Here is a 23,237-nt window from a genome sequence, read left to right as displayed (position 1 = left end):
CGGGCAATTCAGTCCACACTCACGACCTCGGCTTTCATCGACCACGGTTCCAGACCTAACTGGGTAATCGAATCGATCGAGAACGCGCTGCCCTTTTGGAGGCAGGCAGGAAACGGGAAGTCCGGCGGGATCGTCAACTGGGCTTCCTGGCCCGGAGTCTCTGGTGTCCCAGGTTCGTATTGCAGCGGATAGACGATCTCCTTCAGCCACGACGCCGCGTTTTTCCACGTTAGTTGCTGCTTGTCCTGTGCCGCCAGGACAGGCTCGAGCACGACCCGCAGATGCGGGTTATCCACAAGATCCACTGTGAAGGTATAAGCGTGCCAATCGTAGCTATCCACGATCACACCCTGCACCGTGTGTGTACCGCTCGCGTCGGGGTAGGCGAAATCGACCAGTTGTCCGACCACCATTTGATCAATAGGCTTGGCGTTGCCACAATCGACAGTCAGCTTCCGGTTGTCTGCGGAGAGCGTGAGCTTCTTCGGCTTCATGGGACTGTCGTAGATGGGCCGTGGAAGCTGCGGCATAAGCGCGCGATGCTCGACCAGATAGAACGGCAGTTCGCCCATGTCGACATCATCGTCGAACAGTGCCTGCCCCCATCCCATGCGCGCGGCGATTCGCTTCTGCAACGCGGACACCTGATCGACTCGTATGTTCGCCCGTTGATAGGCCAGCGTGGTGATCTGACTCAACGCGGACTGCTGAATCGTCAGAGACTCGCTCTCGGTCGTGTCGAGCATCCGCGATGCCGCTTCAGTGCCGAAGTAGCCAAGCAGATGATCGGTCAGCTTTCGCTCCTGGGCACCGTCCACCGCCATGGATGCGCTGTGCTCGACCAAGCCGGCCTTGTATGACGCGTGCGCCACATCGGCCGCGCTGCCCTCGGCGTAGGGCCATTGCGCACCCCACGTCGTTTCGCCTTCTCGGACAAACGAGAGCAAGTTCGGCAGCATGGCCAATAGGCGGCAACTGTCCGACATCGCTTGCTCGAAGGGCAGCAGAAACTGGTACAGCGCCTGAGGGCCGCCCAGGCCAGGCGGCAATTGCAGGTTGTAGCAGGCAGGCATCTTGTCGGTGACGGGGTGATACTGCGCGACGTCGCGCGGCTTTCCGTAGGGCAGCACCTTCGGCGGGTTGTCTTCCACCGGCGTCGGTGTCAGCTTCGCCTCGATCTCGGCTTTCGTTGCCGTCACGTATTTGCCGTCGGCGGTGATCAGCTTGATGGAACTCGTGATCTCGCTCAGCGGGTCGTCGCCCCAGAGCAGCGGATAGGATCCTGCATTAGACGTCCACCCCCAGCCGGGATCACTGTGTGCCCCCTCTCTTATCGACAGAACGCTCTTGACCCCCGCGACCTGGGTCCAGCGCGCTGCGAGACCGCTAAGGTTCACTGAAATCGGGACGGTGTAATCCGTTGCCGGAGGCAGCCGGCTCTGCCAGCCATGGGACAGAGCGGGACCGTTGTAGATTTCAGCCGCTGAAGCGCCCCGGCCTTCCAGCGTCTCGGCGGTTTCATGTGACACGCACGGCGAAATATAATCTTCACCCGTGCGGTAGAGTTCCGCGAAGACAGCCGCGTAGTCCTGCACATGTTTCTGAAGCTCTATCTCGGCTACCGGATTGATTTTCTGCCATGTTTGATCAACGGTGTGCGTAACCGCTTCGCACAAGTTCCGGTTGTCAGTCAAAAACGCGTTCAACTGGTTATTCGGTTCACTCGGATTGCGCAGCCCTTCGCGTGTCCGCTCAAAACGCAAGGAATAATTTCCGCGAAGCCAGTACCTGACGGCTGCCTTGTCTTGCGGCTGCTTGAAGCTGAACTCGAGCGTTTGCGGCGAATAGTAATAGCGATAGTCCTGCTGCCGGGCATCAGTACCATCCGAATCGAGCGGAAGCAACTGCACGTTGCGAAACAGAAAGTAGCTTCCGGTGCTGTCCGTCAGATCCAGCAGCGCGCGGCGGTAGTCTTCCGGCGTGATCGGCCCGCAGGTCAGCGCCTGGTGAGGACCAAACTCCAGCGGAAATACGCCCCCGCCCTCGGTCTGCTCGGCCAGCGGCGGCGTAAGCAGATCAACCAGCGGCAAGGTATGCCGGTAACCGAGGTCGGACGCGCCGTAGGCATAACCCTGCAGGAAGGTCACACCAGGGTCATGATCGCCCGTATCGGTCCAGACCTGACCACCGAACTGCTCGACGGTCTGCTGCGCCTGCTCCCAGAGCGCATCAAAATGAATGTCGTCCTGCACCAGTTCAAACACATCAGGCTTCGACTGCATTATTCCTCCTGCCATGGTTCGCCACCGCCGGCATGGTTTGCGTTGCGCTCTTCCAGGTCAGGATCAGCACTTCGTTGGTCGCGGCATGAATTGACGCCCAGCCGCCGTCGAGCGTCATGTTCACCACTTCCGTCACGAACGGCTGCGCCTCGATAAAGGCAACCATGCCGTAGAAGTCCAGCGTCGTGCCAAGCGTGAGGCCGGATTGACCGCCCTGCATCCACGGCATGTAACGGCGTTCGAGCTGCTCCTGGATCTGGCAATAGCCGTAGTCCGGATTGACGTTGAAAGAGAGGTCGTAGGTGATCAGCACATCGCGGTAAGTCGGGTTCACGACTGCGATCCTGGCCCACGTCGAAGCCATGCCTTGCACATAGGCCTGAATTGCATTGAGGTGTGACTGACTCAGGCGCGGCCGCAAGGGATCGTCGTTATCCTTTCGCTCCGTGTTGGGCACGATGAGCAGGTTCAGGGGATCGGGTGCGGGAAGGTCGGTGATGTTGTCCACTGGCGGGATTGCGACTTCGAGCACGTTGTCGAACCGGGCCTTGATGAGCGAGCCCATGTCGTGCCACGTCAGCGCGCGCGAGCGATGAAAGAGACGTTCCGCGCTGCGCGACATGAACTGCGCCGGCGTCTCCGCTGCCTTGCCGCCGCTCGAAGGCCAAGGCTGCACCACCGGCGACAGCTCAGCGACAGGCTCCACCGGCCGGGTGATCGTCGATGCCGCGAGCGGGGCAAGGAAGTGGCTCGCGGATACGCTCTCCGGCGAATGGAGCGACGCGGTCATGCCATTTGCCAGAATGCCTTTGAGCCACACGTAGGCGTAATCGGGTTCGTGCTTCGGAGTTGAGTCGGTATCCGCGTCCGTTGAGGCTTGAACAGCAGGCTCCGTCAGGGGATCAGCATCCCCCTCGACTTTCGCCCCGCTCATATCCAGCATCGGCTTAGCCACCAGCGCACGCAGCCAGTACCGTCCCGGAGGCATCTGGGCGGCGGAATCCGACGCATCGTGCGGCAGGATCACATTCATGATGCCGCTGTCGCGCAGACCGTTCGTGCCGTCCACGAGCGTATCGGCCAGACTCACCCAGTCGTTCTGCTGATTCAGGTAATGCCATTCCGGCTCGACTGCCTGCGGACTGTCCAGCTCCCAATACAGGGAGATCGTCTCGCCGGGCGTTCCATCCGTGAAGCCGAGATAAAGGCAAGCCTGCGATGCTTCCCCGGACCCCGCGTCCGGCGAACCGTCATAGCCGAAGGGCGTCAGCACGTACTGCGCAAAGTCCGTGACGTCCATCTTCCACTCGATTGCGACGCCGTTCATCTGCGGCGTGTAAGGCGGGTTGAGCGTCTTGCTGCCCGCGAGCTTCTGATAGACCTGATGACCGAAATCGCGCCCGGTCAATTCGAAGCGGATCCAGCGCGGCCAGTCGGTGGGATTGGATGTAGCCTCACTCAGCGCGGCCAGCTCTGCCGGCACCGCGACCGTCAGCGCGGCCGCAACCGGCAATACATTGCCCGCACCGGTGAACAATGACTGCGGCGCGGTCTTGGTCGCATCGCTCGGACTCGATGAGAGCAAGACACGCTGCACGCCTGACATCAGAAGAGCCTGCACTTTGAAGTCGGTATTGCTTGCAGGCGGGGAATCGTAGCCCGTGTACCACGTAGCAAAACCCGCCGCCGGCAAACCCACCCACCGAGGCGTGACGGTGAGCGTCGCGGCCGCGGCCTGCCCGCACCAGTCCGGCGCAATAAGATTGAAACCCGCGCCCGTGACCGGCAGCGTACCGAACGGATAGCTCGCGCCATCGAGCGGAGCGGCGCCGTTGTCGGTGCCGTAAGCCAGCGCGCTGTCGCCTTCCACGACCAAACTCAGCTTCTTCACGGCCGGCACCTGGGCGCCGCTCTCATTGCCGAGCCGGAGGACCGCTGTGTCGAAGGTCAGGCCATCGAGATCTTCCGGCGCGACGATGGCCGGTTGATCGTCGCCCAGCCACCATGTCATTGTCAGCTTGTCGGACGAGAGCGAGGAAAAGCTCAAGGGCAACCATCCATCCTCGCCGCTGACCTCGGCGGACGCGACAACCTTCTCGTCCACGGCTTTCTCAAACGTAACCTTGAAGGTGCGCTTTCCCGCAGGCGCGGCCAGCGCGCCCGACGTCACGAGGCGGCCCTCGAACATCGGCGTCCGGGTGGCTTCCGGGTCGAACAGCCGCACGCCATCAGCGTTCCATTCGCCCTGCGTCTGGTCGAAGGCAATGCACGTCAACGCCGCGCTGCCGTCGCCGGGAATCTTCCAGCGCAGGTCCGTCCAGACGCCTGGATTGACCAGCAAGGAGCGATCGAGGGCATAGCTCAGCTTCACGCCATCGATCTCCCCGGCGTCGAACAGCGTGCCCGCCGACAGAAAACATTCGCGAGCCGACTTGGCGAGCGCGAAACCGAGCGCCACGCTATCGGCGCGTGCCGACGCTTCCGTCAGACCCAGCAAGTCCCGGTAGTACATCTCGCGATGCGCATAAGGCAATGCATTGAGCAGCGCGCGCGGCGTCTTGAGCATCTGCATGATCGCCAGGATAAACGCCTGCTGCGGGCCCAACTCGCCATCAGCTTTCTTCGGCTGGCTGAATATTTCAGCCAGCGATGCCGGCGTCACGCCTGCTGTGAACAGCACATCCGCCCAGCTATGCGATGCATCGAAGGGAATCAGGGACGCATAGTCCTTCAACTGCTGCAGCACACGCTCGTCGCTTCGTCCATCGAGACGGAAGCGTTCGCTCGCTCCAAATGGAACAAGCTTGTTCATCAGATGACTAATGTCCGACATGTCCTGTCCTTAGCCCGTTCACCGTCGTCTTATCCATGACATCCTCCTTGCTACTTACCGCTTCACCCTGTTTGCGTCACGCGCACCCGAACCACTGACGCGGCATGAAAACGCCTCGCCCAGTGCTGGGCGCGGTCGAATCCGGCGTCCCGGGCGGCGACGAGAGAACGGCCGGCACGGTCGGCGTGAATTGCGCCGTGAATTGCATCCCTTTGAGGATGACGGGCGCGCGGCCTTTGATATACGGCGCGCTCTGGCTGGAATCCAGCATCAGGATCCGCACCGTGCCCGTGCCGGGCGCATAGCCAGGCATGAAATACTGCGCAGTCCATTGCGCACGCGTTTCATCACCGGTTACGCAGATGCGCCGCTTGCCGATCATGGCCACGCCCGTCCCCGTAATCGAGGCCGGCGCCGACAGCACCACCTGGCGCGGCCCGAACATCGGCTCGAACATCAGCTGATCTCCATCACAAACGATTGGCGTCGTCACAGGAAGTCTCCCCGCATGGCCTGATTCAGGTCGAGCGTTCCGGACATGGTTTCATCGATCTCGCTACCGCGCAGCCGATACGTCACGCCCACTTCCACGGCGCTTCGATTGCTCTCTGCCTGCACGACAAGAATGTCCGTGAGGTTCGCGCGCGGCTCGTAACTCAGGACGGCATCCGCTACTCGCCGCTCGATCTCGCTGGTCAGCTCGCTGTCGATGTTCCTGAACATGACGTCATACAGCGCGCATCCATATTCCTCCCGCATGATCCGTTCGCCGGGTTCCGTGGCGAAAAGGATGCGCAGGCTTTGCCTGACGTCCTCGACGCCTTCCGACATGACCACGCCCTCCTCGAGCGAAAACGCCGGCGGAAACGCCCAGCCACGACCATAGATGCTGGTCAGTACAGAGTCGTCAATCATGCAAATCACCTCTGGATAACTAGGACTTCTTGGGCGGCGTCGACTTCTGGTCGAAGTTGACGGACATGCTCTCGACGGACACTGAACTCGCCCCCGAAAGCTTCAGCTGATTGCTCGTCAGTGCAAGCCCGCTTCCCGACATCAGCTTGCAACCTTTCTTGAAGACAAGCTGCTCTTGCGGAGAACTCAAGTCAACGCGTTGTTCGCCGGAATCGAAAAGCAGCTGCGACGACATGCCCTGCTTGCCGACGATGAGCGCCTTAACGTCGTTCTTCGCGTCCAGATCGATCGGCGCACGGTTCTTCGGGTTATGCATCGAGCCGATAATCACAGGGAAACTCGGATCGCCATCGAGAAAGCCAACGATCACTTCATCGCCTGGTTCCGGATAGAAGCAGAAGCCGCTCATGTCGCTTGCATAGGGTTTGGCGAGGCGCGCCCACAAGGGGTCGCTGTTGTCGCCCAGGACGGGAAGATGAACCTGCAACCGGTTCATGCCGCCCGTGTCCTTCTTGAAGCTCCTGACGACGCCAATGTGCAATCCATTGATCTGCGCGGGCGGCACGTCCTCGCTGCTCATGTCGTCGCATCCGAGCGTCAGCGTAGTGCGCCAGCCTGCCTCTCTGTCGATGTGATGCCGGACCGCGGTGACGATTCCATCGCCGTCGAAAGCTTTGCCGTATCCCTCGATTGAAACCGTATCGCCAAGGTCGACTTCAGCCGTGCCGTTGATCCTGAACTCGCCGCTCGCCCGTCCTGCTTGCAGGCTCAACATCAGGCCGTGCGAAAGCGCCGTCGTCCGTTGCAGCCCGAGCGGCGCGCTACGGCTGAACTGCCAGGGCTCGCGGTTGATGGTGTTGCCGCGCGCGCTGTCGAAGGCGCCAGTGCCGAGCGACACGTCTTTGGCGCTGACGGTGTCGAGACGCTGTTCGTGATCGTCCCAAGTGGACGTCTTCAGTTTCTCCGGCTGGGCTCGTTCACTGAAACTCCAGCTTGCGTCCTCCATCAGCACGTGATCAGAGTCGAACAAGGCATGCTGCCGGATGATGAGCGTGGGAAAGGCAATACCCGGCGCTGCGATCACGACGCGCTCCGGCGACGGAAATGCCCATACGCCGCTGGCGCTCAGACGCTCACGGATGAAGCGCCAGTCCGAGCAGCCGAACTGAACCAGTTGCTCGCACCGCAGGTCCATATCGGCGATGGTCGCGGGAATCTGCTGCGCGGCCAGCAGGCTGCCAACCACGGTAGCCTCCGACATGTTCTGGAAGACCTGCGACCGGTGGGAATTGCGCAGCTTCTCCAGGTCGTGCCGAAGCCTCAGCGTCAATTCGGTGCGCTCCCGGTCAGCCTTCATGGTCTGCTGTTCGATCACGCCCTTGAAGATCAGATGCTCGCGCTCCTGGGCGTCCAGCAACATCAGGGAGACAGGTTCACCCGCCGCGCACCGGGCAACCTCCGCCTCGACGTCCTCGAAGATGTCCCTGAGCGGATTGCCTTGTACCGTCAGCACCACGCGCGCGCTGGGCACGCTATTGATGCGATGCAGGACCTCAACGCGCTCGGGACTGAGCCCGTTGAGCGGCAGGCGCGCTGTGCCGACCAGAACGCTAACGGAAGGGCTCGCGCGCATCAGTGGCTCCCCTTGCCTGACTCGACCTTCAACTTGTCGCCGGCCTTGAAGCCATCGATGCTGTCGAGGTTGTTGTCCTTGGCGATCTTCAGATAGCCGGGACTCTTCTTCATCTTGCCCTTCAAGTTCTTCGCTATCGAGGCCAGGGAGGACGCAGCCTTCGCGATGGCGACCGCTTTCGAAGGCGACTTCTTCAGTGCCTCCGCAGCCTGATTCCTCAGGCTCTGATCCTCGGCGAGTTGCAGCGTCGCCGTGGCTCTCAGCGGCGTGCCGTCTTTTTCGAAGAGCGTGTAGCGCACCGAGAGGCTTTGCAGGCGCCCGAAGAAATAGCCGGAGCCGCTCCACTTCATCTTGCCCCAGATCACCTTGATATAGCGCGGTTCACAACGCGTCTCATCGACGTCATAGCAAAGCTTGCGCAGCTTGTGCAGTTTCCCGTCGATGTCCTGCCGGTTACCGGGCATCTTCGCGTCGAACAGCAGTTCGATGGACAGCCCGCCGGGCTTGGTCTGGACGAACCGGTTGCTTTTCCAGTTCGTGTTGATGAAGGTGTCCGTTGCAAAGTCCGTGTGATAGCCGAGGCTGACTGAATCGGGGTTGTACATCGCCTGAAACTGCAGCGGCAGACCCTGCGCGTCCCGGTTGTCGTAGGATTCGAGCTTGAGCTTGACGGGTCGTCTCGACAGAAAACTCATTGCAGCCGCTCCAATTCACGTTCCCGCATCAATTCCACGACCCGGCGCGCAATGACCTCGATCATGCGCTCGCTCGGATCGCGCCACGACTGCTCACTGCCTGGCTTGCCAGGCTCCTCGGCCGTGACCCGGGCCTGAATGATCAACTCGCGAATTTCGAGCATCAGAGTTTCACTCCCAGAGGAATCATGTCGCGGTAACGCAGCTCGAACGTATTGATGAGCACTTCGTTGCCGTGCGCGTTGAGGTCGCCAGTCTGCCAGCGCACCGGCACTGCCTTGGTCACCAGCCAGTTCGTGAGCGGCATCAGGCCGGGATGCAACAGCGTGATGACGGCGCTCAGATGCATGATCTTGCCGCTCGCGAACTGAGCGCTCAGCAAGGCGGTGAGGGGCGTCAGCGCCATGACGCCACGCTCGAGCACCAGCGAGCCGTGCGACAGCTTTTCGGTGAAATACTGGTTGCGCAGATTTTCACCGCCTTCGTTGTGCGTCATGACGTTCAGTTCGCGCGACAGGCCATGGACCTTCTGAAACCTCATGTCGAGGACGTCGGGTATCGGTATCCGGTTGAGTGCGAAAAGAACCGAGAAATGATGCGCCGTTGACGGTTCGAAATAGCGCTGTTCCATCAGTTGCTCTCCAGTGAGGAAACGAGCGACGACCGGGTATCGAGCGTGATGCTCACCTCGATGAACTCGGCCGGATAGGCGGCCGCCACGCCGATATTCATGACCATCCGCCCCTGGTCGATATCTTCCTGACTCATGGTCTCCCCAAGTCCGATCTGGATGAAGAAGGCGTCGCTCTCCTCTTCGCCATACAGTCCGCCGTCGAGCCACAACTCCCGCAACCAGATATGCACCATGCCGCGCATGCGGATCCAGGTGAACAGGATGTTCGGTTCGAACACGAACGGTTTGACGATCTGCGCGACCTGCGCTTCGATCCATGAGAGAGTTCGCCTGATGTGAACGTACAGCCAGGCCGGGCCGGCGTCCTGGATCAGCGTGCGGCAGCCCCAGATACGGACGCTGCCGCCGGGGAAGCTACGAATCAGGTTGATCGACGCACCGTTCGTCTGGAACAAGCCAGAGGATTGCAGCCACGGACGCGTCGGCTTCACCACACGCGACAGCGCGATGTTGGCCGGTGCACACCAGATGCCGTATTCCTGGTCCACTGCCGCCATGACTGCTGCGACAGCGGCCGAGGCCGGAACGGTGATGGCGGCGCCCGCATCGTCCACGTAGTCTGTCAGCAAGCGCGGCCAGTACGCGCCAGTCCATTGCGCCGCATCCGCCTGTTGCGTGACGAAGCGGTCGAGGCACGCACGCGCCACAGCCGGATCTTCCGGTGTGTCCAGAATGCCGAACACGCCGCGACGCACCCGGACGATCTCCGATACCGCGGACCACGCCGCTGCCCAGCCATCCGTGTCGGTTTCGGACAGGCGCATCATTTCCGGCATGCACACCAGCGTAATGCGCTCTTCCTTGAGGACACACTGGACAATGCGCTCATCCGACAATGCGTTGAGCAATGCGTCGCGGCCCAAATTGGTCAGGCTGGAGTACAGACCGAGCGAGAGCGCGTAGCCCGTCCTTCCGCCGTTGTCGAAGTAATGCCGGACCGCGTGACAAAGCGCAAAGCCTTCGTGCGCGGGGCCGCCGTATGCCGCTTCGAAATCGGCGAGCGAATCGATCGCCGTGAGGGACCATTGCGGGCCGCTTTCGGTGTACCCGATGAAGACGGGGACGGCGGTGTCCTCCGGCGGAGGCTCACCGGTCAGGACTTCCGCGCTGTAGCTCACGCCGGGCTGTTCGATGCCATTCATGGAAACACTCTCCTCAGATGCGCGCACGTCGTTGCAGTGGCTCAGGCCGGCATGTCCTGTGTGAACTGCAGGATGATGAATTCAGCCGGGCGGGCCGCTGCCATGCCGACCTTCACAATCATCTTGCCGGCGGCGATATCGGCGTCGCTCATCGTGACGTCCTTGCCGATCTGCACGAAATACGCCTCCTCCGGCGCGGTGCCGGCAAGTGCGCCGCTGCTCCAGAGCGAGAACAGATAGCTGTCGATGGCGCCGCGCACCTTCTCCCAGGTCGGCGCGGTGTTCGGTTCGAACATCATGGCCTGCATCGACTTTCTGATGTCCGCCTCGGCGCTGTTGAACAGGCGGCGCACGGGAATGTAGCGCCAGCTGGTGTCGTCATTCGAGTCGGCGCCGGCGAGCGTCGCGTCGGCCGTGGAGGTCAAGGCCACGTTCGTGCTGGCGTTGACCTTGGCGATGGAGCTGAAATCGAGCCACGCGCTCACGCCAACGCATTCGAATTCCTTGAAATTGGTGCTGTCAGCCTTCTTCACGTTGCCGGCAAAAACCGGCACTGCAGTAGCCGAATGATTCACGGAGATCGAAGGGAAAGAATCCTCCGATATATATACGCCTGGATAAGAGACAACTTCGGTCATTGGAATCTTTCCCTCGATGAACGTGAATCCGGCTACAGCGAATGCCCAGCGCTCAAGCCATGTTCTGCGTGAATTGCAGGATGATGAATTCCGCCGGCCTGGCCGCAGCCAGTCCTACGAGAACCTTCATTTTTCCTTGCTTGATTTCGTCCTTCGACATCGTGACGCCCTCGCCAATCTGCACCACATAGGCTTCTTCATCCGAGGCACCGGCAAGGCCGCCCTGCTGCCACAGACCATGCAGATAGCTGTTGATGGCGGAACGCACCTTCTCCCACGTGGGCGGCGTGTTGGGCTCGAAGACCATCGAGTTCATCGAGCTTCTGACGTCCCGCTCGACGCTGTTGAACAGCCGGCGCACCGACACATAGCGCCAGTAGTCCGAATCCTCCAGCGTACGGGCGCCCCAGACGAGCGACTCCGTATCGTTGAAGGTGCGGATCATGTTGATCGCGCGGCCCGTGTTGTACATGCCTTGCAGATCATCGTTCACCATGAACTTTGGCGTGTAGCCCCCTGGCAAGGCCAGATTGGCAGGCGCCTTCCACACGCCGCGGGACCGGTCGTTCTTGCAATAGAGGCCGGCCATGACCGCGCTTGGCGGAATGTCCGTCTTGCTCCATGCCACGGTCAGCCAGGGGTAGTACACGGCAGCGTATGGCGTGGCCGTGTAACCGTCGGCCTGCTTTTCATCGGTGATCTCCGTGCTCGGCCCGTCCAGAACCACGAACAGCGACGCAGCAGGATCCGTGAGACTGCCCACCGAAGTGCTGATGTCATGGCCATTGGCCACGACCAGCGTAATGGAATCCCGCCAGAGGTTCGCGGCTTGCACAACGCTCTCGAATGACACCGCATAGCAGGGGCCGCCTCCCGATTCGAAGTAAGCGCGAAGGCCCGACACACTCACGTCCTCGAAATTCGGCTTGCCGTCGAAAAATTGCGCCATGTCGAGATAACTGCTGAAGCGGATGACGCTTGTGCCAAAGTCCTCGTTCATGCAGAAAAGCGGCACCGCAGTCGCGAGCTGACTGACCGACAGCGCCGGCGACGCGTCTTCTTGGATATAGATGCCGGGATAACTCGTAACAACTGTCATGGGAAGCTCCTTGCTCAGGACGCCATCTTCAGCGTCACGCGATCCGCCATCAGAGACAGCTCCTCAACCGCGATCTCGTTGCTCGTGGCGTCCAGCGAAGGCGACGTCATCGACTTCGGGAAAGCGTTGTCGACCGTCCATGTCATGAGGGGAGTCGTGCCGCTCGTGTCGGTCAAGCTGATCGTCAGATCCATCTTTTCGAGTTTGTTCTGCGCGATCTGATTGATCCAATCGTACAGCCTCGAATCGCCGGGGAACACGCCTTTCCTTAACGTGATATCCACCGTCTGGAGCTGGCCAGGCATCCGGTACCAGTTTCCGAGACCGTCTTTGTATTCGATCGTCTCGTACGTGATGTTGAGACCGGATACGTTATTGAAGGGAATATCCTCGCTTCCGACCGACACGATGAATCGATAAGTCGGGATGGGATACGACGAAGCCATTTGTGCCGAAGTTGTCGCCATTTGCTCAAGCTCCTGTTTTCGTGACGCGCCTCACACTCTGCTGAGTGATCGTTGGTACCGGGCCAATCATGAATCCACCAGCAGCAGGTTCTTAACGCTCATTACAATGTGACTTCCAAGGGGTAGCCAATTGAATTTCAAGGGGTTATGACATTGATTATCCGGCGCGCTCAGATAGATATAAACCGATGGAGAAAGGCATCATTTCCTTGAAGGTTCCACTGGAAAGGAACGTGTCACTTTCGCTCATTCCATATTGCTTCTGGCGTGCTCAGAGCACGGGAAATGAAAAAGACAAGGGATAACTTATTGCGAGGAGACCGCGCATGAAGAATGCGATCGCCCGGTCGCTGCTGCGGGGGTGGACCGATCGTCAAAACGCCCTTTCCGCGCTGATAAAACGCCCGGAACCGAACGCAGCTAAGATAACGACACTTCTCCACTCAAAGAGATCCATCCGATGATCACACTCTGGGGCCGAGCCAATTCAGTCAACGTGCAGAAGGTCTTGTGGTGTTGCGAGGAACTGAAGATTCCGTTTGACCGCATCGACGCCGGCATGCAGTTCGGCCGCAACGACGAAGCCGCGTATCTCGCGATGAATCCGACCGGCCGCGTGCCCACGCTGGTGGACGGTGACTTCGTGCTGTGGGAATCCAACTCGATCCTGCGCTACCTGGCGATGCAATACGGGCCGGACAGCACACTCTGTCCGGCCGATCCGAAGACTCGCGCGAGCGCGGACCGCTGGCTGGACTGGACGCTCTCGACGTTGCAGCCCGCCGAACGCCCGCTCTTCTGGGGTTACATCCGCACGTCCGCCGCTGAGCGCAACGCCGCGCAACTCGCCGTCACGGCCAGCGACGTGGAGAAGCTCTGGCGGGTGATCAACACCCATCTGAAGGGTCGCGACTATCTCGAAGGCGGCACATTCACACTCGCGGACATCGTCATCGGCGCGTATGCGCGCCGCTGGTTCGGTATCGCCGAACTGGTGCGTCCGGCGCTACCCGATCTCGAACGCTGGTACATCGGCGTCACGCAGCGCGCGGGGTTCCAGCGTTACGTCGCGCCTGCCCTCAGTTGAACCTGTCCCGGGACTAACGCCATGACAATCGAACTGCATACCTGGAACACGCCGAACGGACGCAAGATCAGCGTCGCACTGGAAGAAATGGAGCTGCCCTATGTCGTCAGGCCGGTGAACATCGGCAAGGGCGAACAACATGCGCCCGACTTCCTGCGCATCAGCCCGAACAACCGCATCCCGGCGATCGTCGATCCCGACGGTCCGGAAGAGAAGCCAATCAGCGTCTTCGAATCCGGCGCCATCCTGCTCTATCTCGGCGAGAAGACCGGCAAGTTTCTTCCGTCAAGCCTGCGCCATCGCGTGCCGGTGCTCGAATGGCTGATGTGGCAGATGGGCGGCTTCGGCCCGATGCCTGGGCAAGTGCACCATTTTCGCGCCGTCGAGCCGGAAAGTGATCGTCGTTACGGGCTGAAGCGCTATTCGGATGAAACCCGCCGCCTCTATCGTGTGCTCGATACCCGTCTCGGCCAGGTGGAGTTCGTCGCGGGCGCCTTGTCCGTCGCGGATTTCGCGATCCTCGGCTGGGCCTGGCGCCACGAGCGCCATGAGGTTTCTCTCGGCGACTTTCCCAACGTGAAGCGCTGGTACGACGCCCTGTTCGCGCGCCCGGGCGTGCAGCGCGGCTTCGCCGTGAAGCTGGATGACCTCGCCTGATCAGGGCAAACCATGAGCGACCTGGTCATCAGGAAAATGCCACTCGCGGGCATGATAACAACCAGCTAATCAAGAAGGGTGACACTGACTCACCCGCACCATTGCGCACAGGGAGAAGACCATGTCCACCGGCATGTACGAAGACCATTTGCCCAAAACCGCCGCCAACTTCGCGGCGCTCACGCCGCTCTCGTTCATCGAGCGCGCTGCGTCGGTCTATCCGGAACGCCCCGCCGTTGTGCATGGCAACCTCAGGCGCACCTGGGCCGAGACCTATGCGCGCACGCGAAGGCTCGCCTCCGCGCTTGCGGCAGGTGGCATCGGCTTCGGGGATACCGTGGCCGCGCTGCTGCCGAACACGCCCGAGATGGTCGAAGCGCATTTCGGCGTGCCGATGTCGGGCGCCGTGCTCAACACACTCAATACGCGCCTTGACGCCGCCATGCTGGGCTACATGCTGACACATGGCGAAGCAAAGGCGGTACTCGTCGACCGCGAGTTCTCCGATGTCATGCGCCGTGCGCTCGAGGACGTGCCGCAGAGCGTGCTCGTCATCGACGTCGACGATCCGCAGTACACCGGCACGGGCGAACGCATCGGCGAAATTGAATACGAGGCGTTGCTCGAGAGCGGCGATCCCGCATACGAATGGTCGCCGCCCCCGGACGAATGGAACGCCATCTGCCTGAACTACACGTCGGGCACGACCGGCAACCCCAAGGGCGTCGTGTATCACCATCGGGGCGCGTATACGAATGCCCTCAGCAACATCCTCGAATGGGACATGCCGAAACACGCCGTGTATTTGTGGACCCTGCCGATGTTCCATTGCAACGGCTGGTGCTTCCCATGGACCGTGGCCGCCCGCGCGGGCGTGAACGTGTGCCTGCGGCGCGTCGATGCGAAAGGCGTGCTCGACCTGATCCGCAGCGAAGGCGTCACGCATTACTGCGGCGCGCCGATCGTGCAGAACCTGCTCGTTAACGCGCCGGATGAATGGAAGGCCGGCATCGACCAGACCGTGCACGCGATGGTTGCGGGCGCCGCGCCGCCTGCCGCGATGATTGAAGGCATGGAGCGCATGGGCTTCGAGCTGACGCATGTGTATGGGCTCACGGAGGTCTACGGCCCCGCCACTGTATGCGCGCAGCAAGCCGAGTGGAGCGCGCTCGATGTTCACGAGCGCGCGCATCTCAATGCCCGGCAAGGCGTGCGCTATCACTTGCAGGACGCCGTGACCGTGCGCGATCCACACACGATGGAACAGGTGCCCGCTGACGGCGAGACCATCGGCGAGATCATGTTTCGCGGAAACATCGCGATGAAGGGCTATCTGAAGAACCCGGCCGCTACCGAAGAAGCGTTCCGGGGCGGCTGGTTCCACACCGGCGATCTCGCAGTCGCCTGTCCGGACGGCTATGTGCGCATCAAGGATCGCAGCAAGGACATTATCATCTCGGGCGGCGAGAACATTTCGAGCATCGAGGTGGAGGACGCGCTGTACGGGCATCCGGCCGTGCTGGCGGTGGCCGTCGTCGCGAAACCGGACGAACGCTGGGGCGAAACGCCCTGCGCGTTCGTAGAGCTCAAGGCGGACGCGCAGGTCAGTGCCGAGGAACTGATTGCGTATTGCAAGTCGAGACTTGCGAGCTTCAAGGTGCCGCGCGCGATCGAATTCTGCGAGCTGCCGAAGACTTCGACCGGCAAGATCCAGAAGTTCGAACTGCGCAAGCGCGCCGGATCAGTTGCGGCGCTCAATCTCTGAAGGAGCGGATCAATGAGCGAACTGGTGCGAATCGAACAGGACGCGTACGGCGTCAAGGGCGTCGTCACACTCACGATGAATCGGCCGGAAGCCTTCAACGCGCTGTCCGAGGCCATGCTCGAAGCGCTCGAACACGCGTTGCGGGAAGTGGCTTCGTCGGAGGCGCGCGTGCTCGTGCTGGCCGGCGAAGGCCGCGCGTTCTGCGCGGGGCATGACTTGAAGGAGATGCGTGCCGAGCCTTCGCGCGAGTATTACCGCGCCCTCTTCGCACGCTGCACCAGGATGATGCTGACTATTCAGCAGATGCCGCAGCCGGTCATCGCGCGCGTGCACGGCATTGCGACGGCAGCGGGATGTCAATTGGTCGCCATGTGCGACCTGGCGGTGGCGTCGAGCGATGCGCGTTTCGCGGTATCGGGCGTGAACCTCGGGCTGTTCTGCGCGACGCCCAGCGTGCCGCTGTCGCGCAACCTGTCGCGCAAGGCAGCGTTCGAGATGCTGGTGACCGGCGATTTCATCGATGCCGCCACGGCGCGGGAACGCGGTCTCGTGAACCGCGTGGCCCCGCCGGGCGATCTCGATGATGCCGTCCGCAAGCTGGCCGCGAACATCGCGGCGAAACCGCGTGAAGCGGTTGCGGCCGGCAAGGGCTTGTTCTACCGGCAACTCGAGAGCGGCATCGAGGACGCGTATGCGCTTGCATCGGAAACGATGGTGTGCAACATGATGGAAGACGTCACCCTCGAAGGCACGCAGGCGTTCATTGAAAAGCGGCCGCCGCGTTGGGAGTGAGCGGTTGAATCACCAGGCGGGGACTCATGCGCCTTCGAAATTCTGCGTGAATTGCAGGATGATGAATTCCGCCGGTCGTGAAGCGGCCAGTCCGATCTTCATGATCATCTTGCCTTGCGCAATGTCCGTGTCCGACATCGTCACACCTTTGCCGATCTGCACGAAAAACGCTTCTTCCTCGGAGATGCCCATCAAACCACCCTGCTGCCATATGCTCCGCAAGTAGCTCGTCACAGCGGATCTTGCTTTCTCCCACGTATGTGGGACGTTTGACTCAAACATCAGCGTGTTCATTGCTTTCCGGATGTCCCGCTCGACGCTGAGGAACAGACGCCGTACCGACACATAGCGCCAGTCGTCACTCTCATCCAGCGTCCGCGCGCCCCAGATGACCGGATTCTGATCCCGGAATGTGCGGATCATGTTGATCGCCGGTGCTGACATGTACTCGGCTTGGAGATCATCGGTAACCTGGTACTTGGGTTTGAGACTTGCAGGCAACGCGATGTTGGCGGGTGCTTTCCATACACCCCGGGTTCGATCGTTCTGACCGTAGAGTGCTGCAACGACCGCGCTTGGCGCAATATCAGCATCGGTCCATCGCGCCTTGAGCCAAGGATAGTAAGCTGCCGCCAGCGCGCTCGAGCCAAGATTGGTCGGGCGGCTTTGAATGGTGAGTTCTTCCTCTGGACCGTCCAGAATGAAAAAGAGTCCATCGGCCACATCCAGGCTAGAGAATTCCGGAATAATGTCAAAGGCATTCGCGACTACAAGACTGATTGTCGAACCCAGAGAACTTGCCTCCTGTTCCAGGTAGTCGTGTGAGACGGCATAGCAAGGTCCACCACCGGCTTCGAAATAAGCGCGAAGTCCCGCGATGGCGGGTCTTTTAACATCCAGGTCCGCTCCGAAATATCTCGCGACCTCCATATAGGATTCGAACCTGACCGCAGTGCTTGAGAAATCAGCGTTCATGCTGAATAGCGGAATCGCGGTCGGAGCGGTGCTGACCGAAAATGTCGGGGAATCGCTCTCTGCTATATAGACACCGGGAAAGCTTGTAGTGACGCTCATTGGACTCTCTCCTGCTTGGTGAATGTATGCTCAGCGCGGTACGCTGAGCACCGACGTCCCACCCGCCACCTCTCGCAGCTTGAGGTGAAAAATGAAACGGGCTCTTGCACGGAGAACACGCTCCGCAGTACTGTCATGCTTCAACTCGCCTGACGCTTATAGTGACAGCAAGCCGATATGTGCCTTCGGCCCACATCAAAATATGACTATGTTAGGAACAGAATCGAGCACGAAACGGCGGGGCGGCGTATTGTTCGCACCACCGGATCGAGCGGCACATCGAGGACGCCTCTGCGCTTGCATCGGAAACGAGGGCGTGCAACATGATGGACGACGTCACGCTCGAAGGCATGCAGGCGTTCATTGAAAAGCGGCCGCCGTGTTGGGAGTGAGTGTCAGCCGCCCGGCATGCTCTGCGTGAACTGGATAACGATGAACTCGGCGGGCCGCACGGCGGCCAGGCCGATTTTCATGATCATCTTGCCCTGCGCGATGTCGGGATCCAGCATCGTCACCTCCTTGCCGATCTGTACGAAGTAGGCTTCATCCTCCGACGCGCCAGCCAGTGCGCCTTGTTTCCACAATCCGTGCAGATAACTGACGGCTGCCGAGCGGACCTTCTCCCAGGTCAGAGGTGTGTTTGGCTCGAACAGCATCTGCTCCATTGCATTCTGCAGGTCGCGCTCGACGCTGCTGAACAGCCTGCGTACGGCCACATAGCGCCAGGCGTCCGTATCGTCGAGCGTACGCGCGCCCCAGACGAGGGGCGTCTCGTCGCCGAACGAACGAATCATGTTGATGGCCTTTCCCTGGTTGTATAGCCCCTGGATGTCGTCCGAGACTTTGAACTTTGGCGTATAGCCCCGAGGCAGAGGGAGGTTGGAAGGTGATTTCCAGATTCCTCGGGTAGCGTCGTTCCGGCAATAGAGACCAGCAACCAGCGCGCTCGCTGGAATATCGCTCGTCGTCCAGCTTGCGCGCAGATAAGGGTAGTACATCGCGGCATGGGACGTGGCTGCATAGCCGGCGTCAAAGCCTGCCGCAGTGATCTCCTCATAGGGCCCGTCAAGGATGATGAAGAGGGTGGGATCGATATCGAGGATGCTTTGAATCTGCGAAGTGAGGTCATTGGCAAGTGCAACGATCAGGGTGATTCTCCTTTTCAGTGCTTTTACTCCGTCCAGCACATGAAAAGGCTCGATCGCGTAGCAAGGGCCGCCGCCGCATTCGAAATAGCCACGAAGCGCCCATGATTTCTGATCGTTCGTCTTGATGTTTCCGCCATGGTAATTGACGACATCGAACCAGTTATCGAATCGAACTGGTTCAGTCGAGAAGTCGCTGCCCATGCAGAACAGAGGTATGGTCGATGACGAGCGAGTCACGCTGACCGTCGATGAAGCACTCTCACAGACATAGATGCCGGGATAAGTTGTCGTCTCATTCATCTTTCATTTTCCACATCGGTCAATGGCGAGCGTCATGCGTGCCAAGGGACGTCATTCCATGTACGTGCCCGCCCGCAAGCAATGAACAGCTGCTTTGTACGCAGGCCTTAAGCGCTTTGCACGTTCTGCGTAACCTCAAGGATGATGAATTCCGCAGGCCGTGTCGCTGCCATGCCGACACGGACGATCATCTTTCCCTGCTCGATTTCGTCCTGCGACATCGTGACGTTCTTGCCGATCTGCACGAAAAACGCTTCTTCCTCGGAGACGCCCGTCAAACCACCCTGCTGCCAGAGGCTGCGGAGATAACTGGTGACAGCCGATCTCACCTTCTCCCAGGTGTTAGGCATATTGGGTTCGAACATCAGGGCGTTCATCGCGGCTCTAATATCGCGCTCGGCACTGTTGAACAGACGCCGTACCGGCACATATCGCCATTCGTCGGTCTCATCCAGCGTACGTGCGCCCCAGACAACCGGGTTCTGATCATGAAATGTACGAATCATGTTGATCGCCGGCGCTGACATGTACTGCCCCTGGAGATCATCGGATACTTTGTACTTCGGTGTGAAACCTGCGGGCAATGGCATATTGGCGGGCGCTTTCCATACTCCGCGGTTCTTGTCATTCTTGCAGTAAAGCGCTGCCATGACCGCACTTGGCGCTATGTCAGCCTTGGTCCACTTCGCTCTGATCCAGGGATAGTAGACGGCCGCCAGTGCATTCTTGCCATAGCGCGTCGGGCGGTCTGCGGTGGTGAGTTCGTCCTTGGGTCCATCCAGGATCAGGAAGATCCCATCGTCTGGCTTCAGATCCTGGAATTCAGGGGGAATGTCGAAACTGTTCTCGACGATCAGATTGACTGTTGAGGACAGTTTGCCAGCCTCTCTTTCGAGGTAGTCGTGTGAGACAGCATAACAAGGCCCGCCGCCTGCATCGAAGTAAGCCCGAAGTCCCGCTGTTGCGGCATCCTCAAGATCCATACCGGTTCCGAGATAATTGACGACATCGAGCCAGTATTCGAACCTTACCGCCGTGCCGGAAAACTGATAGTGCATGCTGAACAGCGGAACCGTGGTCGAAGCGGTCCCGACCGATAATGCCGGGGATTGATCTTCCGTTACATAGACACCGGGAAAGCTTGTAGTCACAGCCATGAACCCTCTCCTGTTCGGGAAATGCAGGCTCGGCGCAACACGCCCAGCCTTGACGGCACCGCCTGCGACATCTCGTTCTTTGATGTAGAAGATGAAACAGGTCTCGACCCGAGAAGAACCTCACCGGGAGCAAGTTCATGCCTGCAATGCGGAGCCTCGCACGCGAACTTCGTCACCAGAAGCGCGATGCTTCACGCGCCTGGCGGGCCTGAGTTCGCCTGACGCCCATAGTGAAGTCGGGAAGTTATATGCCGTTAGCCTGCATCAGAATATGACTTTATTGATGCAGAGCATTGAGTGCGAAGTCATCAAACAGGAAGCGATAACCCGAGCCGATAGTTTTCAATCGGACGAGGCATCGCTGGCAAGCGGAATTGTTTCGTGCGCGTTCGTTTTGTGAGGAGTCGCTTCCGGCGCTGAAGCACAAACGACGATACGCATCGTCGTGTCTATTCCACTTTTTCTACCGGATGTCTCTCGAGCCACGCATTCTCGTCATCGCTATACAAGCGCGAGCGCGTCAGAAACCGCAATCCCGAAGGCCGCTCCAGCGAGAACATCCCGCCATTCCCCGGCACGGCATCGATGATGAGCTGCGTATGCTGCCAGTACTCATACTGCGATTCGGTCATGTAAAACGGCACGCCGCCGATCGCCCCGAGCTTCACGTCGGATCCTCCGACCATGAATTCGTTGACCGGAAAGCACATCGGCGCACTGCCGTCGCAGCAGCCGCCAGATTGATGAAACAATACCTCGCCATGTTCGGCCTTGAGCCTCTCGATCAGCTCGATCGCGGCCGCTGTCGCCGTCACGCGCTGCACGTCCTGTTCGCTCATGATGTCCCCGTTCTTGAAAACGGCCGCCGCTGGAATCAGCGGCGGCCTCACAGACTGCTGGAAAGGCTTTAGAAGAAGCCGAGCGGCTTGTCGCTATAACTGACGAGCATGTTCTTCGTCTGTTGATAGTGATCGAGCATCATCTTGTGATTTTCCCGCCCGATGCCCGACTGCTTGTAACCGCCGAACGCCGCATGCGCCGGATAGGCGTGATAGCAATTGGTCCACACGCGTCCCGCCTGAATCGCACGGCCGAAGCGATAGGCCCGCGTACCGTCGCGCGTCCATACACCGGCGCCCAGTCCATAGAGCGTGTCGTTGGCAATGTCGAGCGCCTCTTCCTCGGTCTTGAAGGTCGTCACGGACAACACCGGTCCGAAGATCTCTTCCTGGAAGATGCGCATCTTGTTATGGCCTTTGAAGACGGTCGGCTTGATGTAGTAGCCGTTCTTCAGCTCGCCGTCGAAGCTCCTGCGCTCGCCGCCGGAGAGGCACTCGGCGCCTTCCTGTTTGCCGAGATCGATATACGAAAGAATCTTCTCCAGCTGCTCCTGCGAAGCCTGCGCGCCGATCATCGTCTTCGTATCGAGCGGATGGCCTTGCGAGATCGCCTCAACACGCTTCAGCGCGCGTTCCATGAAGCGCTCATAAACCGACTCCTGAATCAGCGCGCGCGACGGACACGTACACACCTCGCCCTGATTCAGCGCGAACATCGTGAAGCCCTCGAGCGCCTTGTCGAAGAAACTGTCGTCGGCGTTCAGCACGTCCTCGAAGAAGATATTCGGGCTCTTGCCGCCCAGCTCCAGCGTGACCGGAATCAGGTTCTGGCTCGCGTACTGCATGATGAGACGGCCCGTCGTGGTCTCACCGGTGAAGGCAATCTTCGCAATGCGCTTGTTCGATGCGAGCGGCTTGCCGGCCTCCAGACCGAAGCCGTTGACCACATTGAGAACGCCCGGCGGCAGCAGGTCGTGGATGGTTTCCATCAGCACGAGGATGGAAGCCGGCGTTTGCTCGGCGGGCTTGAGCACCACGCAATTGCCTGCGGCCAGCGCGGGCGCAAGTTTCCAGATCGCCATCAGGATCGGGAAGTTCCACGGAATGATCTGTCCGACGACGCCCAGCGGCTCATGAAAGTGATACGCGACCGTATCGTGATCGATCTCCGAAATGCCCCCTTCCTGCGCGCGCGCCGCCGCCGCGAAGTAACGCAAATGGTCGATGGCCAGCGGAATGTCGGCGGCCATGGTCTCGCGCAGCGGCTTGCCGTTGTCGATGGATTCCGCCACCGCGAGGCGCTGCAGGTTCTGCTCCATGCGTTCCGCGATCTTCAGCAGCACGTTCGAGCGGTCCGTGACCGACGTCCTGCCCCATGCCACCTTGGCGGCGTGCGCCGCGTCCAGCGCGGCTTCGATGTCGGCCTCGCGCGAGCGCGGGATCGACGTGAACGGCTCGCCTGTGATCGGCGAGATGTTGTCGAAGTACTCGCCACCCGCTGGCGCAACCCACTTGCCGCCGATGAAGTTGCCGTATTGCTTCTTGTACGGGTACTCCGTGCTCAGGAACTGCATCTCCGCGTGATTCATTCTGTGTGCTCCTCGCATGTCGACGTGAACGAGCCGGCACAGCCCTTGGCCGGCGCCGGTCGCTCTGGTTTGCGAGTTCCGTGCCATGAGCCCGCCGCACGCATGGCGGGTTCGCCGACCGCATCGGCATGCGGCTCAGCACGATGTGCTCAGGGTTTGTACGGGAGATCGGGCGTTGTTCACATTCAGAACAGCTGCGCCCGGCTGTAGCGATGCGCCACACCGGCCGGTGCTGATCGGCCCATGCAAAAAGTGTCCTGCGCTGAGGGCAAACGCTTATGGCACGAGTGTTCATATTGCAAAGCCTTTCACAGTTGTCTATGTTCATGCCCAGCCGTGGCAAAGCGCCGCATGCATATGTGCTCTTGCAGCATGTTTGTGACGCGAAATGGCCTTGCAGCCGCAGGATGCAAACCGCATCGCGCGCCTGC

Annotated in this window: 21 protein-coding genes; 4 read left to right on the top strand and 17 right to left on the bottom strand. The window is 60.3% G+C overall.

Annotated elements, in window-relative coordinates:
* Positions 1–8: 8 nt before the first annotated feature.
* The 12 genes from QCE64_RS21800 to QCE64_RS21745 all read right to left on the bottom strand — a co-directional run bounded on the left by QCE64_RS21800 (position 9) and on the right by QCE64_RS21745 (position 12,398).
* A complete protein-coding gene (locus QCE64_RS21800; RefSeq protein ID WP_310006187.1) occupies positions 9–2,282 on the bottom strand; it encodes a hypothetical protein in 2,274 nt (757 codons plus the stop codon).
* The gene (locus QCE64_RS21795; protein ID WP_310006185.1) at positions 2,266–5,115 is read right to left on the bottom strand and encodes a hypothetical protein; all 2,850 of its coding nucleotides are present in this window, start codon (positions 5,113–5,115) and stop codon (positions 2,266–2,268) included. The genes QCE64_RS21800 and QCE64_RS21795 overlap by 17 nt, the downstream gene beginning before the upstream one ends.
* Positions 5,116–5,191: 76 nt before the next feature.
* Positions 5,192–5,608 carry a hypothetical protein gene (locus tag QCE64_RS21790; RefSeq protein ID WP_310006182.1) on the bottom strand — a complete coding sequence of 139 codons (417 nt, stop codon included), beginning with the start codon at positions 5,606–5,608 and terminating at the stop codon, positions 5,192–5,194.
* A complete protein-coding gene (locus QCE64_RS21785) occupies positions 5,605–6,030 on the bottom strand; it encodes a GPW/gp25 family protein (RefSeq protein ID WP_309923454.1) in 426 nt (141 codons plus the stop codon). Before QCE64_RS21785 ends, QCE64_RS21790 begins: the two co-directional genes overlap by 4 nt.
* A gap of 19 nt (positions 6,031–6,049) precedes the next feature.
* Positions 6,050–7,663: a phage baseplate assembly protein V gene (locus tag QCE64_RS21780; protein WP_309923452.1), complete on the bottom strand. Its 1,614-nt coding sequence runs from the start codon at positions 7,661–7,663 to the stop codon at positions 6,050–6,052.
* Complete coding sequence (locus QCE64_RS21775; protein ID WP_309923450.1) at positions 7,663–8,358, bottom strand: hypothetical protein; 696 nt, start codon at positions 8,356–8,358, stop codon at positions 7,663–7,665. Before QCE64_RS21775 ends, QCE64_RS21780 begins: the two co-directional genes overlap by 1 nt.
* Positions 8,355–8,522 carry a DUF5908 family protein gene (locus QCE64_RS21770; RefSeq protein WP_309923448.1) on the bottom strand — a complete coding sequence of 56 codons (168 nt, stop codon included), beginning with the start codon at positions 8,520–8,522 and terminating at the stop codon, positions 8,355–8,357. The genes QCE64_RS21775 and QCE64_RS21770 overlap by 4 nt, the downstream gene beginning before the upstream one ends.
* Positions 8,522–8,989 carry a phage tail protein gene (locus tag QCE64_RS21765; protein ID WP_309923446.1) on the bottom strand — a complete coding sequence of 156 codons (468 nt, stop codon included), beginning with the start codon at positions 8,987–8,989 and terminating at the stop codon, positions 8,522–8,524. The genes QCE64_RS21770 and QCE64_RS21765 overlap by 1 nt, the downstream gene beginning before the upstream one ends.
* A complete protein-coding gene (locus QCE64_RS21760; protein ID WP_310006180.1) occupies positions 8,989–10,194 on the bottom strand; it encodes a phage tail sheath subtilisin-like domain-containing protein in 1,206 nt (401 codons plus the stop codon). The genes QCE64_RS21765 and QCE64_RS21760 overlap by 1 nt, the downstream gene beginning before the upstream one ends.
* 41 nt (positions 10,195–10,235) lie before the next feature.
* Positions 10,236–10,727 carry a phage tail sheath C-terminal domain-containing protein gene (locus tag QCE64_RS21755; RefSeq protein ID WP_310006178.1) on the bottom strand — a complete coding sequence of 164 codons (492 nt, stop codon included), beginning with the start codon at positions 10,725–10,727 and terminating at the stop codon, positions 10,236–10,238.
* 157 nt (positions 10,728–10,884) lie between these two features.
* Complete coding sequence (locus tag QCE64_RS21750) at positions 10,885–11,931, bottom strand: phage tail sheath C-terminal domain-containing protein (protein WP_310006175.1); 1,047 nt, start codon at positions 11,929–11,931, stop codon at positions 10,885–10,887.
* Positions 11,932–11,945: 14 nt separating this feature from the next.
* Positions 11,946–12,398, bottom strand: a complete 453-nt coding sequence (locus tag QCE64_RS21745; RefSeq protein WP_310006173.1) for a phage tail protein — start codon at positions 12,396–12,398, stop codon at positions 11,946–11,948.
* Between the two features lie 460 nt (positions 12,399–12,858).
* Here QCE64_RS21745 and QCE64_RS21740 point away from each other — a divergent pair, with 460 nt between their 5' ends.
* The 4 genes from QCE64_RS21740 to QCE64_RS21725 all read left to right on the top strand — a co-directional run bounded on the left by QCE64_RS21740 (position 12,859) and on the right by QCE64_RS21725 (position 16,699).
* Entirely contained in the window at positions 12,859–13,485 is a 627-nt protein-coding gene (locus QCE64_RS21740; protein WP_309923436.1) for a glutathione S-transferase N-terminal domain-containing protein, read from the top strand.
* Positions 13,486–13,506: 21 nt separating this feature from the next.
* Complete coding sequence (locus QCE64_RS21735; RefSeq protein WP_309923435.1) at positions 13,507–14,142, top strand: glutathione S-transferase family protein; 636 nt, start codon at positions 13,507–13,509, stop codon at positions 14,140–14,142.
* 121 nt (positions 14,143–14,263) lie between these two features.
* The gene (locus QCE64_RS21730; RefSeq protein WP_310006171.1) at positions 14,264–15,907 is read left to right on the top strand and encodes an acyl-CoA synthetase; all 1,644 of its coding nucleotides are present in this window, start codon (positions 14,264–14,266) and stop codon (positions 15,905–15,907) included.
* A gap of 12 nt (positions 15,908–15,919) precedes the next feature.
* A complete protein-coding gene (locus QCE64_RS21725; protein WP_310006170.1) occupies positions 15,920–16,699 on the top strand; it encodes an enoyl-CoA hydratase in 780 nt (259 codons plus the stop codon).
* 24 nt (positions 16,700–16,723) lie between these two features.
* Here the strand turns inward: QCE64_RS21725 and QCE64_RS21720 are convergent, their stop codons facing one another.
* From QCE64_RS21720 to adh, 5 genes are all read right to left on the bottom strand, one after another.
* Entirely contained in the window at positions 16,724–17,773 is a 1,050-nt protein-coding gene (locus QCE64_RS21720; RefSeq protein ID WP_310006168.1) for a phage tail sheath C-terminal domain-containing protein, read from the bottom strand.
* A 395-nt stretch (positions 17,774–18,168) separates the two neighbouring features.
* Positions 18,169–19,221, bottom strand: a complete 1,053-nt coding sequence (locus QCE64_RS21715) for a phage tail sheath C-terminal domain-containing protein (RefSeq protein ID WP_309923427.1) — start codon at positions 19,219–19,221, stop codon at positions 18,169–18,171.
* 107 nt (positions 19,222–19,328) lie between these two features.
* Complete coding sequence (locus tag QCE64_RS21710) at positions 19,329–20,378, bottom strand: phage tail sheath C-terminal domain-containing protein (protein ID WP_310006166.1); 1,050 nt, start codon at positions 20,376–20,378, stop codon at positions 19,329–19,331.
* 449 nt (positions 20,379–20,827) lie between these two features.
* Positions 20,828–21,217, bottom strand: a complete 390-nt coding sequence (locus tag QCE64_RS21705) for a DUF779 domain-containing protein (protein WP_309923424.1) — start codon at positions 21,215–21,217, stop codon at positions 20,828–20,830.
* Positions 21,218–21,285: 68 nt separating this feature from the next.
* On the bottom strand, positions 21,286–22,806 hold the full coding sequence (gene adh / locus QCE64_RS21700; RefSeq protein ID WP_309923422.1) for an aldehyde dehydrogenase: 1,521 nt from the start codon (positions 22,804–22,806) through the stop codon (positions 21,286–21,288).
* Positions 22,807–23,237: the final 431 nt, after the last annotated feature.

This window comes from Caballeronia sp. LZ043, from assembly GCF_031451075.1.
GTDB lineage: Bacteria > Pseudomonadota > Gammaproteobacteria > Burkholderiales > Burkholderiaceae > Caballeronia.
Note: the sequence above shows the minus strand (reverse complement) of the source record. Positions and strands in the feature narration are given on the sequence as shown.

Coding starts and splice junctions, on each gene's coding strand:
- QCE64_RS21730 (WP_310006171.1), top strand. CDS start 14,264: ATGTCCACCGGCATGTACGAAGACCATTTGCCCAAAACCGCCGCCAAC.
- QCE64_RS21745 (WP_310006173.1), bottom strand. CDS start 12,398: ATGGCGACAACTTCGGCACAAATGGCTTCGTCGTATCCCATCCCGACT.
- QCE64_RS21740 (WP_309923436.1), top strand. CDS start 12,859: ATGATCACACTCTGGGGCCGAGCCAATTCAGTCAACGTGCAGAAGGTC.
- QCE64_RS21795 (WP_310006185.1), bottom strand. CDS start 5,115: ATGTCGGACATTAGTCATCTGATGAACAAGCTTGTTCCATTTGGAGCG.
- QCE64_RS21780 (WP_309923452.1), bottom strand. CDS start 7,663: ATGCGCGCGAGCCCTTCCGTTAGCGTTCTGGTCGGCACAGCGCGCCTG.
- QCE64_RS21735 (WP_309923435.1), top strand. CDS start 13,507: ATGACAATCGAACTGCATACCTGGAACACGCCGAACGGACGCAAGATC.
- QCE64_RS21775 (WP_309923450.1), bottom strand. CDS start 8,358: ATGAGTTTTCTGTCGAGACGACCCGTCAAGCTCAAGCTCGAATCCTAC.
- QCE64_RS21710 (WP_310006166.1), bottom strand. CDS start 20,378: ATGGCTGTGACTACAAGCTTTCCCGGTGTCTATGTAACGGAAGATCAA.
- QCE64_RS21705 (WP_309923424.1), bottom strand. CDS start 21,217: ATGAGCGAACAGGACGTGCAGCGCGTGACGGCGACAGCGGCCGCGATC.
- QCE64_RS21765 (WP_309923446.1), bottom strand. CDS start 8,989: ATGGAACAGCGCTATTTCGAACCGTCAACGGCGCATCATTTCTCGGTT.
- QCE64_RS21720 (WP_310006168.1), bottom strand. CDS start 17,773: ATGAGCGTCACTACAAGCTTTCCCGGTGTCTATATAGCAGAGAGCGAT.
- QCE64_RS21785 (WP_309923454.1), bottom strand. CDS start 6,030: ATGATTGACGACTCTGTACTGACCAGCATCTATGGTCGTGGCTGGGCG.
- adh (WP_309923422.1), bottom strand. CDS start 22,806: ATGAATCACGCGGAGATGCAGTTCCTGAGCACGGAGTACCCGTACAAG.
- QCE64_RS21760 (WP_310006180.1), bottom strand. CDS start 10,194: ATGAATGGCATCGAACAGCCCGGCGTGAGCTACAGCGCGGAAGTCCTG.
- QCE64_RS21715 (WP_309923427.1), bottom strand. CDS start 19,221: ATGAATGAGACGACAACTTATCCCGGCATCTATGTCTGTGAGAGTGCT.
- QCE64_RS21750 (WP_310006175.1), bottom strand. CDS start 11,931: ATGACAGTTGTTACGAGTTATCCCGGCATCTATATCCAAGAAGACGCG.
- QCE64_RS21800 (WP_310006187.1), bottom strand. CDS start 2,282: ATGCAGTCGAAGCCTGATGTGTTTGAACTGGTGCAGGACGACATTCAT.
- QCE64_RS21770 (WP_309923448.1), bottom strand. CDS start 8,522: ATGCTCGAAATTCGCGAGTTGATCATTCAGGCCCGGGTCACGGCCGAG.
- QCE64_RS21725 (WP_310006170.1), top strand. CDS start 15,920: ATGAGCGAACTGGTGCGAATCGAACAGGACGCGTACGGCGTCAAGGGC.